The organism is Iodobacter violaceini (assembly GCF_011601265.1).
Classification (GTDB): domain Bacteria; phylum Pseudomonadota; class Gammaproteobacteria; order Burkholderiales; family Chitinibacteraceae; genus Iodobacter; species Iodobacter violaceini.
The window spans coordinates 440,287-455,569 of the sequence record NZ_JAAOLX010000001.1 but is presented as its reverse complement, the minus strand read 5'-3'; the positions used below and the strand labels follow the sequence as shown (position 1 = coordinate 455,569).

Annotated in this window: 10 protein-coding genes; 6 read left to right on the top strand and 4 right to left on the bottom strand. The window is 46.4% G+C overall.

Annotated elements, in window-relative coordinates; all coding sequences use genetic code 11:
- Positions 1-6 precede the first annotated feature (6 nt).
- Positions 7-1,323, bottom strand: a complete 1,317-nt coding sequence (locus HA050_RS01905) for a hypothetical protein (protein ID WP_166821349.1) — start codon at positions 1,321-1,323, stop codon at positions 7-9.
- Positions 1,324-1,328: 5 nt separating this feature from the next.
- A complete protein-coding gene (locus tag HA050_RS01900) occupies positions 1,329-4,100 on the bottom strand; it encodes a type VI secretion system Vgr family protein (protein WP_166821346.1) in 2,772 nt (923 codons plus the stop codon).
- Between the two features lie 721 nt (positions 4,101-4,821).
- On the opposite strand from HA050_RS01900, the gene HA050_RS01895 reads away from it, so the two are divergent.
- Complete coding sequence (locus HA050_RS01895; RefSeq protein WP_166821343.1) at positions 4,822-5,304, top strand: HAD domain-containing protein; 483 nt, start codon at positions 4,822-4,824, stop codon at positions 5,302-5,304.
- Between the two features lie 391 nt (positions 5,305-5,695).
- On the top strand, positions 5,696-6,940 hold the full coding sequence (locus HA050_RS01890) for a hypothetical protein (RefSeq protein WP_166821340.1): 1,245 nt from the start codon (positions 5,696-5,698) through the stop codon (positions 6,938-6,940).
- 445 nt (positions 6,941-7,385) lie between these two features.
- On the opposite strand, the gene HA050_RS01885 is transcribed toward HA050_RS01890, so the two are convergent.
- Together HA050_RS01885 and HA050_RS01880 are read right to left on the bottom strand one after the other, a co-directional pair.
- Positions 7,386-8,594, bottom strand: a complete 1,209-nt coding sequence (locus HA050_RS01885) for an McrC family protein (protein WP_166821337.1) — start codon at positions 8,592-8,594, stop codon at positions 7,386-7,388.
- Between the two features lie 75 nt (positions 8,595-8,669).
- A protein-coding gene (locus HA050_RS01880) for an IS3 family transposase (RefSeq protein ID WP_166821334.1) occupies positions 8,670-9,823 on the bottom strand; the annotation gives its coding sequence in 2 pieces (ribosomal slippage) (positions 8,670-9,583 and positions 9,583-9,823; 1,155 coding nt in all).
- A gap of 198 nt (positions 9,824-10,021) precedes the next feature.
- On the opposite strand from HA050_RS01880, the gene HA050_RS01875 reads away from it, so the two are divergent.
- From HA050_RS01875 to HA050_RS01860, 4 genes are read left to right on the top strand one after another with little or no spacing between them, the layout of a single operon-like run.
- Entirely contained in the window at positions 10,022-10,654 is a 633-nt protein-coding gene (locus HA050_RS01875; protein ID WP_205836250.1) for a restriction endonuclease subunit S domain-containing protein, read from the top strand.
- A 2-nt stretch (positions 10,655-10,656) separates the two neighbouring features.
- The gene (locus HA050_RS01870) at positions 10,657-12,180 is read left to right on the top strand and encodes a type I restriction-modification system subunit M (RefSeq protein ID WP_166821331.1); all 1,524 of its coding nucleotides are present in this window, start codon (positions 10,657-10,659) and stop codon (positions 12,178-12,180) included.
- Positions 12,170-13,402, top strand: coding sequence for a restriction endonuclease subunit S (locus tag HA050_RS01865; protein WP_166821328.1), 1,233 nt, complete (start codon positions 12,170-12,172; stop codon positions 13,400-13,402). Before HA050_RS01870 ends, HA050_RS01865 begins: the two co-directional genes overlap by 11 nt.
- 13 nt (positions 13,403-13,415) lie before the next feature.
- On the top strand, positions 13,416-15,206 hold the full coding sequence (locus tag HA050_RS01860; protein ID WP_166821325.1) for an anti-phage dCTP deaminase: 1,791 nt from the start codon (positions 13,416-13,418) through the stop codon (positions 15,204-15,206).
- The last annotated feature ends 77 nt before the right edge of the window (positions 15,207-15,283 follow it).

The following is a 15,283-nucleotide window of genomic DNA, read 5'->3' as shown; positions in this document are numbered from 1 at the left end:
GATAATTTAGTTTTTCCGTGATGTTGGGTAATTGCTTGCAGGGTGCAATGATGTACTAACCCCATAAGGACGGTATGTTGCTTTGTAAGAGTTTGGTTCAACGCTTGTAATATATTCCCAGGACTTTCTTAGGGCCTCAGTTACTTTGCTTGTCGCTGAAAGTTCAGCATCTACTTTGTTTAAATAAAAACCAGCAAATATAGCGATTCCCACTGCAACTCCAGCGACAACTAAGCCTACGGGAGTCAACCCAGCCACCATCCCAATTGAAGCAAGCAAACTTAATGCAAGGCTGCCTACTTCTCCAGCCACTACAGTTTTAACCAGACTGAGCCCAACATTGCCTGCTAAATCAAAAAAATCTTTCGTAGGTTTTCCATGTGCATCTAGTTTGCTATAGTCGGCATACCACTCAGCAACACTAATACCTATTGAAAAAATAATTGCGATGCCTACTCCTGTAGGCCTCATACCTGCTCCCGAGCCTGATATAAGAACAGGGTTTGCAGCGCTCCATGCTGCTTTAGCTGTTCCTTTAAATGACCCCGCTCCGCCAAGAATAGAAAGTACCTTTGCATTGTCAGCTGCATAACGCGAGGCAGTAAACAGCGTCCGCAGACGAGCATTACCTTTAAAAATGATATATGTCTTATTACCAGACTTATGAGTGACTCGTTGCAATCGAATAGATTTATTCCATAACTCAGCAATCCATTGCTTATTATCGACTCCATATCCTGCTGTGCCAACTACCTGGGAAACAATCCAATTTATTGTTATTACATTTTGAGAATCGAGCTTTAATGATTCTGCGCCAGAACGAATTGCCGATAAAATATAGTCAGGCGCTTGTGCCTCAGATTTAACTTCAACGATATGCATCATTTCTTGTTGTGCAGAAATGCTACTTGCTTCTTTTTGATTATCTTTTGATGCTTCAAGTATTAGTGGGGCTGGCTTGTAAGTATAATCATTATAAAGTGAATGTTTTTTTTCTTGTTCAAACAATTTAGCAATTTCAAAATTTGCATATATCGTTTTTCCGGATTTTAAGAACAAGCTTCCTTTGAAATCCCGGCCAACCCACAAGTGAACCTTTTCTCCATTGGCATATTCCATCCGTTTTAGGCGTTGTTTGCTTTTTATGTCGTAAAAGAAATCCTGGTCAGACTCCAGTGTAAATTTCGCAAATGGTGATGGCAGATTAATATTGATAATGACATCTCTCGGCCTGCGTAAGACTATATCTAGTTGCCCATTAAACGCGTTTGATTCCCAAGGCTCATCGGGTAAGTCGATAAATATTTTATTATTTTGGCTCATTTAAATTAACCTTCTTGTTTGGGTTTTGTGCCCATTATTTTGCCAAACTTAATCTCTTTCAATTCAACGAAACCTTTAGAGTCAGGCTGTTCTACACGCATATTTGAATCGCTTAGGTGCAGGCCGATAGAATCAGATACAGCGCTCTTGCCATCCGCATTAACATATCTGATTTTCATATTTAATGGCTGATCAGTAGGTAAAATTGGCATGTTGATGCTGGTGCTGGTTCCTCCGCTTATTTCATGGCTCGCGCCTTTTATACTCACTTCCCCCGGGCAATGGATTTCAATATTGCCACCTTTTAGCCGGATATAGCCGCCGCCCGCTGTGAAGAGCACTTCGTCCCCAGCGGCGATTTCTATTTTTTCTTTGCATGCAGTTATTTTGACGTTTTTGTCGGCGGTGATTTCAATATCGTCGCTTTGTGCTTGCATCTGGATTTTGCCCTTGGCAGCAATGAGCTTAAGTGCAACTTTGTCTTTTACGCCAGCTACAAACAAGCTGATGTGTTGGCCGACGTTATGAATCCAGCGGCGGCCGCTGCTTTGGTTGGTGTCGCGCTGGGCAATAAGGTCTAAGTTTGTGCCTGCGCTGATTGTCTGGCTTTGTGGGCTGGTGATAGCTAAGCCGTCCTCGCCGTGCAGCAAGATGATTTTTTGCTGGCCTGCCTGGTCTTTGGATTTGCTCTTGCCATCTTTATCGGTATTGCTGCCAGCTTCAAAGCTTTTGCTGGCGTGTACGTGGTGGTGCAAGTGGCCGGTGGTGGCTTTACTGCCTGCGCTATTGTCTGGCTTGACGGTTTTATCGCCTTCGCCGGTTTCCATCGTGTCAGCAAGTTGGTTGGTGGCTGTTTCGCCTAGACTTTGGGCCAACGCTAAAGCTGATTCAAGCTGGCTTTGGGCTGGGCTATGGTCAAGTTGCTTGCCGCTTGCGCCGCCTTTGGCTTCAGTGCTGATCAGCAGGCCATTGGCACGGATTGCGCCTTGATTATCGGTGCGCAGCTCAAAACCTTCGCCGCGTGGCTCACCTTTTCCGTCGGTGCGCGGGTGGATCAAATAACCAAGGTTGAGTTGGGTTTTGCCGTGCTCGCTGGATAATTTGGTACGGACTTCGCCTTTTGTATCGTCAAACAGCAGCTCGCCGTACTGGCCGCCTTCATGCTCTTTGGTTTTGATGCCTGATAGCGTTTTATTGGCCGGTAAAGCACCCGCGCCGCTGAAGGCGGGGACTGGATGGCTGCCGTTATAGGCAACGCCCGTCACAATCGGGCGGTCGATATCGCCTTCGATAAAGTCAACCAGCACTTCTTGCCCGATACGCGGGATGAATTGGTGGCCCCAGCTTGCGCCTGCCGATGGATAGGCAACACGAATCCAGCAAGAGGATTTATCGTCGAAATTAGCGCCAAATTCGGGGTGCTCACTGGCGCGTTGCCAGTGTAGCTGCACCTTAATTCGCCCATATTCGTCGGTATGTACCTCGGATCCGGCGGGGCCAACTACGGTGGCTGTTTGTACGCCCAGGCTGGTGGGCTTGGTAAATTCTTGCCCGCCTAAATGGCTAAGCACCGGCTGGCCGCGTCTTTGGGCGGTAAAGTCCGCTTGATAAGGCGCGTTATCTTTGGCTGAAGTGGCAAGCAGGCTGGGCGCAACCAGGCCAAGTTGCTGGGTTAAATCTGCGGGCAAGTTATTGTTTGCCGTGAATTTAAGCTCAGTGATGGCAAATTCGCGCTGCTCGGGGCTATCCCATTCGTGGGCCGGGTGATCTTCCAGACGGAACCATTGACCGGCCTGCAGGCTGCGTAAAGTGCCTGAGCCGGTAAATGATTTCTTTTGCCCGTCCAAAGCATTCTGGCGCAGTTTTGCATCCTGGTTCAGCTGGTCTAAATCACTGGCGTAGTAATGCGCTTGCGGGTCGTAATATTCCAGACTTGATTGGATTTGTTGCCCGCCTTCGCCCTGATCAATCGCGCTTTCGTTCAGGCTGTGCTGGGTAAGTGTGGCTTTGTAATCGAAGCTGGCAAGGGCAACCGAACTGCTGCCGATTTGCCGCTGGCTGTGCCATTGGGTCAGTGCATCGCTTTCTTCTGTTGCATCTGCGCGGTGAAAGCGAGCGACAGGCTCCAATGCTTCGGGGATAGAAAATACATCATCAAAAACCATGAGCTGTACTTGTGGGGAATCACCCGCCAAATGTTCAAAACGCCAGGATAAACCGCTTTCTTTCATTAGGCGGCAGAGGAAGGCGTAATCGTCTTCACGGTATTGCAGGCAATAAGAGCGCGGCGGGTAATTGCCCGATAGTTTGAAATCCACCGTTTGCACTGAAGCAAACACCGGGTTTTTGGCCTGATGTTCAGCCAGCACCTGTTTCACAATCTCGACGACAGATAAATCCTGAAACACCCGGGAAGTGCGGCGATATCTAAGCAGGGCAAAAGGCGGCTCTACCGTCAGCGCATACTTTGCAAAGCCTCCGTCAGACCCTAAAAGCTGTGCCTTGCTAATGACCCCGCAACGCTCAATTGCATCAGCATTGGCGTTTTCTATCGCCAATACCACCGGCAAGCCTAACAGCGATTTAAGTTCTAAAGCGCCATCGGGGGAGAGGCAGTCTATCTGATAGCAATAAGCCTGATTGATCCCCTCGCTGCCTGTTACCCGCTGGGGTAATAACTGTTCGCCCCATGCTGCACCATCGCCAAGCTGAAGAGAGATAAGGCGCTGATCCTGATTAAAAGCAGCGGCAAACGAGGCAAGTAGATCGAAGGTCATTTGAAACCAAGGGCTTACGAGAAGCTCCGTATATTACACGAAGCTTTTTTTTTGCTGTTTATGATTGGTTGTAATTACTGCACAAAATCCTATGAATTTTCATTGTTCGTGTAAGTATTGCACCTTACTTTGTAGTCTTGGTGCCTCCTAAATTTGCTATTTGCCTATGCTGTTTAGGGGCGAAATTGTTCTAATACGTTGATTCTTAGGTCAATAAAAATGCGGCTTAATCAGCTTCAATGAAGCATGAAATTATTAGAACATTGTTTTTGTTTTTCTCTTATAATCAGCATGTTATAAGTGTTTGAGCTGGCGAATGGGGTGCAAGGGGGAGGGGGGAGTTTCTTGCTTGTCCTTTTGATGATAAAAAACCTCGTTTATATGCGAGGTTTTTTGTTGGGTTGGTGTTTTTTGTAAGGAATGTTGTGATTAATGTTGCTATTGTTGGGCTTAAAAGGGCCTTTTTAGGCATAAAAAAAGCCACTTAGATTTCTCTATGTGCCGTTAAGCATAAAGTGTCCATTAATAAAGCATAAGTTGTCATTCTAGGAGTCGAATTCGGCTCTTTTTTATTCATAAATAAAGCATAAAGTGGCATTAAGATAAAAAATAAAGCATAAACTGTCATTAAATATTTTCATTAATAATCAAATATTTATCTTGTATTTTTTGTTGGGAAGCGTGACTCTAGTATTGTGGATTGTCGCTAGAGGTGAGAATTATGGACCCAAAATCATCCATTTTTATATACTTAGATTTCGATGGCGTATTGCATCAAGACGGCGAGCCTGCAATCGATGAAAACGGACGGTTGTGCAAGAATCCAAACTTGTTTTGCTGGCTCGATGACCTTCAGCACGTGCTTAATGATTTTGAGGACGTAAGGATAATTGTGTCCTCGGACTGGCGTAGACTTTTCGAGGATGAAACGCTGATTCGATTACTTGGAAATGTCGGTTCTAGATTTAGTGGTGTTGTTGAATGTACTAATTCAGAAAGATATGTAGAAATTCTTCAAGATGCCTCCAATAGAAAAATTATCTATTGGTTAGCCATCGATGACCATGAATCCATCGAGGTTGCCGCTCCATCAGATGAAAGACTCATTTTTTGCAGGCCAGATAAAGGCATTGGCGAATTAGCGAAGCAGGAAGAGCTGAAGCAAAAAATTAGAGCTTTGCAAAAGAAGATACAATCCCCATAACGAAAAAAACAGACCATATTTTTCTGCCGCCTTGGCTGAAAGTAATGCAGTGAATTTTGGTAGTTGCATCAATGCCTGACAAGTTAAAGGCGGTCATTGCAAGTTTAATTACCGCTGGTTCTTGCTGAGGTAGTTGAAGCCAAATCTCGCTGCTTTTCATCAGCCAAGCTTAGTTCGGACTTACTACCGCGCATCTTGACGCCCTACATGCAGATGGGGTAAATTTTACTTTGGTGCCAACCGTACTTGCACACGAGTAAAAAACGGCCTGTATTACCCAATTCAATTTCCATCCTATTTGCATAAATTACTCTCCTTTTGGAGCCTCATCGTCGAGGTCTTAAACGTGTGCCTTAACTCGAATCGACGGGGCTTATTTTAGGAAGTAAATATGACTATCAAAGAGTTTGCATTCACCGCCCAGCAACACATCCAAACCACCACAAGTTCCCAGTTCAAACGTGCTCATATCTATGAGCTGATTTCTGCTTCGTTCGGCTACAAATCATTTGCTGCTTTTAACTCCGAAGCTATTTTTGTGGATTCGACAATTGGCAGTGCTGCAAATAACAATATTGCTGACCTCGTCGGCCGAGTTATTCAACTAGGTTATCCAGGAGAGCACGCTTCTAACGTTGCAAAGTGCTTGGCCGACAAACTAGCTGAGTACAGCATCACGTTTATTAAAATACGAGATTTGCTTGCTCGGCTTGACCCTCCTAAGCCTGAAAAATCTAGAGACCCATATTACGACGAGTATGAAGATGATGACTTCTATGACGATATCGATGAGGAAGAGGATGAGGAAGAGGATGAGGAAGAGGCTAAAGTAGAAGTCGATACCGGCATTGATTTTGTTAATTCACCAGTTTTGATGGAGAGTTTGCAACAATTAGCGGTGCAGAATCATCCTGATGCCAATTATGCTCTGGCAATCATCTATCGTATTCCTGAGCCTAGTAGCTACTTGTATGAAGAGTCGTTGCGGGGTAGAAAACTTACGTCTATAGAGCGCCAATGGGTTGATGAATACTTGGTGCAAAAACCAATTTACGAAAAATATCAGCATCATTTGAAAGTTGCGGCACTGAATGGTTGCCAAGCGGCTTCACTAGAATATGCGACAACATTTGATGACGGCGCGTTCTTTACTCTTGCAGAGAAGATGGATGGCGACATAAACGCATTGCGAATGTCAGAGGTTGCGGCCAGCTTAGGGTTTTACGAATCAAGCCAAGTTTGGCTAAAAAGAGCCGCTGAGGAAGGTTCTAATGACGCACTTGAAGAGCTGGCTGAATCAGGTGAATACTGGGCATTGAAAAGACTCGGAGAGCTGGGTGATTTGGCTGCAATCCGGGCTTTAATTGAGCGTGAGCTTGACGCGAACCACCAAGAAGCTTGGACTTGGCACCACTTAGCGTTGCTGCTTGGTAAAGATTTTACGAAATCTACGCTCAGAGCCTATCACGATGGTGGCATGTACGATGGTCAAGAATATGATGATGACTACGGCGGCGCACTTTATGTTGCAGGCGACGAGGGCGTTTACATGCCGAGTATTGAGGAGGAACTGAACAAACAAGCGCTCGACGCAGCAGAAGTTATGTTTGCCAACATCCAGAAGAGCCAAGAATAGTGCGAAGAAAAAGCCCGCAAACGCGGGCTTTTTTATTGGGGTGCTATTGAGCGTTCTGCTGAAGCCCTATTTCCATCGATATTCGCTTAATTGTTAGGGTTAATGGTCGCCTCTGTGTTCCAAGCTGTGCCACTACACGCAAATGACAGACTGATTTTTGCAAGCAGGAGAACGGTATTGGTGAACTAGAAAAGCAGGAAGAGCTGACGCGAAAAATTAGGGGCCTACAAACGAAAATGACATTACTAAGGTGTTGAAAAAAGTCGACTATGCCCATGCCAGCTAGTATCGTTAGGTCAACAAATCTTGGCATTTGGCTAAAACAAGTCAGCGTGAACATTCAATCGACAGCTGGGCATTGAACCGGAATAAAAGTAATGTTCGCGCTGCGTGTTTTTAAACAACAGCGATTTGTAGGCCATGAGATAAATAACTTTTTAGCCGATTAAGCTGTAGATGCTGCTGCCGAAGCACCGCTCAAGATTATCCGCTTGAGTTGTTCAGGCACTGTTCCAAGTACAGTTAAATCAATCGTTGCAACCTTAACTCTCTTGAAGTCTTCTACTGCGCCTCGAATCCAAGGATTTAATGCAAACAGGCTTCTGATTCCAGCCTCACCATTTAACTCGGAGTGATGGGGATATAAAAGGACGACGTCTTTCGTGTCATAGCAATGTGCATAAGCATACATTTGATAAAGGTCATCTTGCTGAACGCCCTCTTTGGACTTTTGCAAAGATAACGGTTTCCATTTCGTATCTAAAATCCAAGCAACCGCACCAGCGTGAAGGCCAACAATGTCTGGCTTCATAGCAAAAACGCTATTTTTTTTGTGTAAATCAAAAGCAAGGTGTTTTTGAGGCCCTTGAAGAATGACATCATAACCGATGGGCATTAGCACTTTTCGTGCAATGCGGCCGATGTATTTTTCAAAAAGCTGGTTCATATCAAAAAACAAAGAAAAACCGTGCACTTGTCCCCCAGTAACATCAGGTGGGATTCCTTTGAGGAAAAGTTCAGCTAAATGAAAGCAAGGCTTATATCGGTCACTGAGCCTATCAAATTGAACTTTGACCCAAGGGAGTGAGTATTTATGCACCTCTCGGACGGACTGAAAAACCAACATTAATTCAGCAAGTAGCTGTTGGTTACGAATATCTCTAGCAACTTTCAAAAGAAACTTGATACACGCTTTAAGTATCTGATTCAGCGGATTGTCATCTTGGAACTCGTCAAAATGGCAATATAGTCGTTCTGGATTTCCCGCGTTTAACCTTACTTGTTCCGCTATACCGAGTCGACCACGGAGAACCGATAAGTTATCTTCTTTTGCCTCATATCGGTGAATTAAGCCACGATGAATTTGGAGGAATAACTTATCACAGAAGATGCGAATTAATATTTCTAAAATCCCATGGTTTTGCTTTGCAAGCCGAGCAGCTTCACCTTCGCTGATATCTAAATCATGAACAACTGAAAGCATGGCGACTAAATTCCGTCGTACATCTTTAGTTTGTCCATCAATCTTAGGGAGCACTTCAATCGTGTGTACCCCAAGTTGAAAAGTCCCCACATATTGTTGCGCTGACAATGTTCGCCCATTGATGTACTTGAATACTTCAAAACCATATACAGGTTTTAGGTTTGTCAGCACTTCGGCTTGCTTTGATGTGACTGAGGGAGTGTTAGGGTCCCACTCAGCAATACGGAGTGAATCGCCCCAGGTTTTCTAGACACTTCCGAGCCGTTCGAAATACTGCTTCTCATACTCTACCGGGGAGAACCCGTTATTGAAACTGTGGCGACGCTTGGGGTTGTAAAACATCTCAATATAATTGAAGACATCACGGCGGGCTTCTTCACGATCCCGGTAGGTTTGCCGCTTGATTCGTTCTCGCTTCAGTAGTTGGAAGAAGCTCTCTGCTACCGCATTATCATGGCAATTGCCGCGTCGACTCATGCTTGGCTTCAAATTATGTGCGCGCAGCAAATCTTGCCAATCGTTGCTGCTAAATTGGCTCCCTTGGTCAGAATGTACCAACACTTCCTGATCTGGTTTACGCCGCCAAACTGCCATCAATAACGCTTTGATGGCCAATTCGCGATCCATTCGTGCGCCCATTGACCAACCCACCACTTGCCGTGAGAACAAATCCAAGACGGCGGCCAGATACAGCCAACCTTCATGCGTACGAATATACGTAATGTCCGTGACCCACACCCGATTGGGCTCGGTGACCGCAAATTGCCGATCTAAATGATTGGGCGCAGTGACGATTGGCCGTCCACCATAAAAACCACGCCGCCGACGATAGCCCGTTTGCGAACGAAGGCCTGCCAAACGCATGAGGCGAGCAACACGATGCTTGCCGCATTGCTCACCTAAATCACGCAAATCAGCACTAATCTTCCGGTAGCCATATACGCCACCACTTTCTTGCCAAGACGCCGTAATTACACCCGTTAAACGCTGATCATCTAGTGAGCGAAGTGACTGGGGTTGCCGCAACCATGCGTAATAACCACTAGGGTGCACTTGCATCATGCGGCAAAGTCTTCGCACAGGGTGCACCGCTTGGTGCTCGCGAATGAAGGCGTACTTTACTCGGACAGCTTGGCAAAGTACGCGGCGGCCTTTTTTAGAATATCTCGCTCTTCGGTGACTCGCCGTAGTTCGGCTTTGAGTTGTCGAATCTCATCTTGTTGAAGGTCGGTGTGGGCTGAAACAGGCACAGGATTGGCGTAACGTTTGATCCAGCTATAAATACTGTGGCCAGAAACGCCGAGCCGTTCGGCGACCTCTGCGACAGGATAATTGCGCTCGGTCACCTGCTTAACGGCTTCGATTTTAAACTCTTCGGTATAGCGTTTTGATTTGTACATAAGAGCTCCTAATTACCTCATTTTGAGGCTCTTTAGGTGTCTAGGAAACCTGGGGCGATTCAGTATTCAAATACCACACCACTGAGCCACACAAGAATGTGTGGCTTTTTTTATGCAGTAAAGCGAATGAAACAATATTTGTTGACAGGATTTGTTAGGACGAATATTGTGCAGTATCGCCGATGAAACTACACAAACATGCAACTGAAACACCTAGCCAACATCTCTGCCGGGCACCCCTTTCGGGGGAAGATTCCTGAGTCGCCAGGCTCTGGAATTGTAGCTGTGCAGATGAAAGATGCCTCGTCACTCGGCGGTGTGGCTTGGGCTGATTGCATTGAAACCGAGCCCACAGGCCGCCGTGATGACTGCCTGCAAGTCGGCGATATTCTGGTCGCCGCCCGTGGCAGCCGTAATTATGCTGTACTGATTGATGACTCACTCACCGTAACGGGCAAGCAGGCCATCGCTGCACCGCAGTTTTTCATCGTCCGCACCACTGCGCTGCAATTATTACCCGAATACCTGTACTGGTTTCTCAATCAACCACCTAGCCAGCGCTACTTTGACCTCAATGCCGAGGGTACCCTTACCAAAGCCATTAAACGCAATGCCTTGGAAGAGATACCCATTGCCGTACCTGATCTAGCCCGCCAGCAGGCCATCATTGGCCTTGCCAATACTCTGCAGCAAGAGCTGCGCCTCATCGAACAACTGCGCCGGAATGGCGAGCAAATGCTTGCGGCCATCGCCAATGAACTCGCCGCCGAACTGCTCACGGCCCCAACGCCCGCAATACAAACCATTAAAAATACGCCATCCAAGGAATAACCATGACCGACCAAATCAATCAGGACGACATCAACAAAGCGCTATGGGCTGCCTGCGATACGTTTCGCGGCACCATCAGCGCCGATACCTATAAAGACTTCGTGCTCACCATGTTGTTTCTGAAATACATCAGCGATGTATGGCAAGACCACTACGATGGCTACCAGGCCGAATACGGCGACGAACCAGAGCTGATTACCGAGATGCTCAAAAATGAGCGCTTTGTGCTGCCCAAAGAAGCCAGCTTCTACAAGCTGTACGAGCGCCGCTTTGAAGCGGGCAATGGCGAGCGTATCGATCAGGCACTACACGCGATTGAAGAAGCCAACGGCACCAAGCTCAAAGACGCGGGCAAAAGCGTGTTTCAGGACATCAGCTTCAACACCGACAAGCTGGGCGAAGAAAAGCAGAAAAACACCATTCTACGCCACCTGCTGGAAGACTTTGCCAAGCCTGAACTCAACCTTAAGCCTAGCCGCGTCGGCGCGCTCGATATCATCGGTAACGGCTATGAGTTTTTGATTAATAACTTTGCCGCCAGTGGCGGGCAAAAAGCGGGTGAATTTTATACACCACCCCAAGTTTCAGAATTGCTGGCCGAGCTGCTCGACCCACAGCCGGGCGACACCATTTGTGATCCGGCCTGCGGCTCGGCCTCGCTATTAATGAAGTGTGGCCGTAAAGTCGTTAGCAATCACGGCAGCAAAAACTACGCGCTGTACGGGCAGGAAGCCATCGGCTCGACCTGGTCGCTGGCCAAGATGAATATGTTTCTGCATGGCGAAGACAACCACAAAATCGAATGGGGCGACACCATCCGCAACCCCAAGCTGCTGGATAAAAACGGCGAGCTGATGCTGTTTGACATCGTCACCGCCAACCCGCCGTTTAGCCTGGAAAAATGGGGGCACGACGAAGCCGAAAACGATAAATTCAGCCGCTTTCGCCGTGGCATTCCGCCCAAAACCAAGGGCGACTACGCCTTTATCCTGCACATGATCGAAACGCTGAAACCCGGCAGTGGCCGCATGGGCGTGGTGGTGCCGCATGGCGTGCTGTTCCGTGGCAGCAGCGAGGGCGCAATCCGCCAGAAACTGATTACAGAAAACCTGCTCGACGCAGTCATCGGCCTGCCGGAAAAACTGTTTTACGGCACCGGCATTCCGGCGGCGATCCTGATTTTCAGCAAGGAAAAATCCGACACCAACGTACTGTTCATCGACGCCAGCCGCGAATGCAAAGCCGGTAAAAACCAGAATGTGCTGACGGAAGACAACATCGCCAAAATTGTCACCACCTACCGCGAAGGCCAGAGTTTTGATAAATACGCCTATGTGGCCAGCTTTGACGAGATCAAAGAAAACGACTTCAACCTGAACATCCCGCGCTATGTCGATACCTTTGAAGAAGAGGAAGAAATCGATCTGTTGGCGGTGCGTGCTGAGCGCGAGCAACTGAAAGCGCAATTGAATGCGCTGGAAACCGAAATGGCAAAATATCTGCAGGAGCTGGGTTATGTTGCCTAAAGAATGGAAAATAAAGAACTTAGATTCAATATTTAGAGTTTTTGACTCACTTCATCAAACGCCGACATTTTCTAATGCAGGTTATCCAATGGTGCGCGTTGCGGATGTTAATGGTGCAAACCTTGATTTGAGCAATACTGCTATGGTCTCTGTTGATGTATTTATGGAGTTTACAAAAAAGTACCGCCCCAAGCGAAATGATATTGTATTTAGCCGGGTTGGCAGTTATGGAATTAGTGCATTTGTAGATACAGATGAGCCATTTTGTTTAGGGCAAAATACAGTAATTGCGGAGTCTAATGACTCCGCTGATCCCAAGTATGTTTTCTATGTTTTAAAAAGTAACTATATAAAACGACAAATTGAAAGGACCGTAGATGGCTCATCGCACAAGACGGTCAGCCTAAAAGTAATTCGTGATTTAGAGTTACCAGTTCCAGTGTTACCCGAGCAAAAGAAAATCGCCCAAATCCTCTCGACTTGGGATCAGGCCATCGCCACCACCGAGCGCCTGCTCGACCTCGCCCGCCAGCAGAAAAAAGCCCTGATGCAACAACTGCTCACCGGCAAAAAACGTCTTCTTTCTAGTGATGGGCAACAATTTAATGGCGTTTGGAGATATTGCACTGTCAATGACTTTTTTAAAGTAGGTTCTAGCAAACGTGTTCTGCAAGAAGATTGGACAGATTCAGGCGTTCCATTTTATCGAACACGGGAATTAGTTTCTTTGAGTAAAAACGAACCCTTCCGAAGCGAAATTTATATTTCAGAACACCTGTTTGATGAAATTACTAAAAAATATGAAACGCCATCGACAGGCGATTTTTTAGTAAGTGGAGTTGGCACCTTGGGTATTTGCTATCAAGTTAAGGACGGAGATCGTTTTTACTTTAAAGATGGGAATGTCCTTTGGTTTAAACGCGAAGGCGATATTGACTCGGACTTCTTTTATCATTGTTTTCAGTCCGACTTTATTCAAAAGCAAATAACCGATCAGGCTGCAGTAACAACAGTTGGCACGTATACGATACAAAATGCAAAGAAAACCAAGTTGTATTGTCCACCAACGTTAGAAGAACAGCGCAAGGTTGCAGCAGTTCTGAACTCCGCCGCCCAAGAAATCGAAACCCTGCAATCCCAGCTCGACGGCCTGAAGCAAGAGAAAAAAGCCCTGATGCAAACCCTGCTCACCGGCAAGCGCCGCGTTTCTGTTGATGAATAATTAGGAGTTACAGATGAGTCTGAAATTCACTGGTACTTATGAAGAGTTAAAGCAGAAACTGGGCTCACTGACGGGCACTTGGGATGATTCACAAACCGGAAAAAAAGTCCTTCGCTTTGATGAAGGGGTGATGAATTGGTATGAGTCAACCGGCACAATTCAGTTTCAAGGAAAAGGTGGTGGCAAAGCACGACTGGAAGCCGAGGTGCCAAAACTGCTATATCCAGAGGAAAACACAGATAGCCTTATTGCTACTGCCGTTGCCTCTGTAAACGCATCCGCAACCTTAACCGTGACCAAGGCTACGGTCGAATCCTTGGAGCAACGCTTCCTAACTACTGGTATCAACGAGGGTGAGTTAGTTATTGGTATCGTTAGTGCGGTTGGAACTGAGTCAACTCGCGTTATAGGTCCATTAACTGATCGACTAAAAGGGTTTGGCTACACCGTTGAAGATATTCGTGTTTCATCTATTCTGCCAGCTCCTGCAAGCGCATCGCGTGAGTATGACCGAATCAAGCACTATATGTGCGAAGGCGATAAATTACGTGAATTGAGCAAGAATAATGCGATTCTAGCTGCCGGTGTAGCTCAGCAAATTGCACAAAAACGTGGCGGAGCCCCAACAAAAAAAGCATACATTGTTAATTCTCTAAAACACCCGCGTGAAGTTGAGTTTCTGAGAAAGGTATATGGCGATGGCTTTTATTTAATCGGCATTCATGCCGATGTCAAACGACGCCATCGGTTCTTAACTGAAGATAAAAGTTGTACTCAAGAACAAGCTCACGAATTGATTAAGATCGACGAAGATGAGAGTTTTGATCATGGCCAAAAAACGAGAGACACTTATCATCTCGCTGATTTTTTCTTAAACTTCGGTAACAATGATGACCCTATTAAAAATGGGCTGCAACGTTTTCTGGAGTTGATTTTTTCCCACCCATATAAAAACCCAACGTTCGATGAGTTCGCCATGTTTATGGCATTTAATAGCTCGGTTCGTTCCGGCGATTTGTCGCGTCAGGTGGGTGCTGTAATTAGCCGTGAACGCCAGATTATTGCAACTGGTGCCAACGATGTTCCACAATCTGGTGGTGGATTGTACTGGGCTGAAATGGACCCAGAAACAGGAAAAGTTATTGATCGCCCTGACGGTAAAGACTATACCCGTGAGGTGGATTCCAATAAGGAAACACAAGCATCAATCATCAATGAAATTGCTCGCACTCTTTTGGCAGAAGGGGTTGTAACAAGTGAAAAAGAACTCGATTTAGCTAGGCTGCTAAAAGAAAGCAAGATTTCAGATTTGACCGAATTTGGTCGCATTGTTCACGCCGAAATGGATGCCTTGCTCTCTTGCAGCCGAGCAGGGATTCCAACGGTGGGGAGCACTTTATATTGCACCACGTTCCCTTGCCATAATTGCGCTAAACACATCATTGCGAGCGGGATTTCACGCGTTGTGTACGTTGAGCCATATCCGAAAAGCCGAGCGCTTGAGTTTCACTCTGAAGCAATTGAGCTTAAATCCGAACTCAATACCGCCACGGCAGATAACGGACTGGTGAAATTCGAGCCATTCGTTGGTGTGGGGCCAAGACGCTTCCTCGATTTATTCTCAATGAGTCTAGGCTCCGGTTCTAAGTTGCGCCGAAAAAATAATGATGGCTCAACCGTTGATTGGGACAAAGTAATTGCGCCAATCCGAACTCCGCTAATTCCAAAATCGTATTTGGAGATTGAAGCTGCGGCAGGGGGTATTTGGAATGAGAATTCAAATGCCACGCCACCATTCGAATGAAGCCGATCAAGTCGTAGCCCAATTTGTTACGCGACATAAAAAACCAGCACTAACCGAATAGCAAAGTGATAGCAATT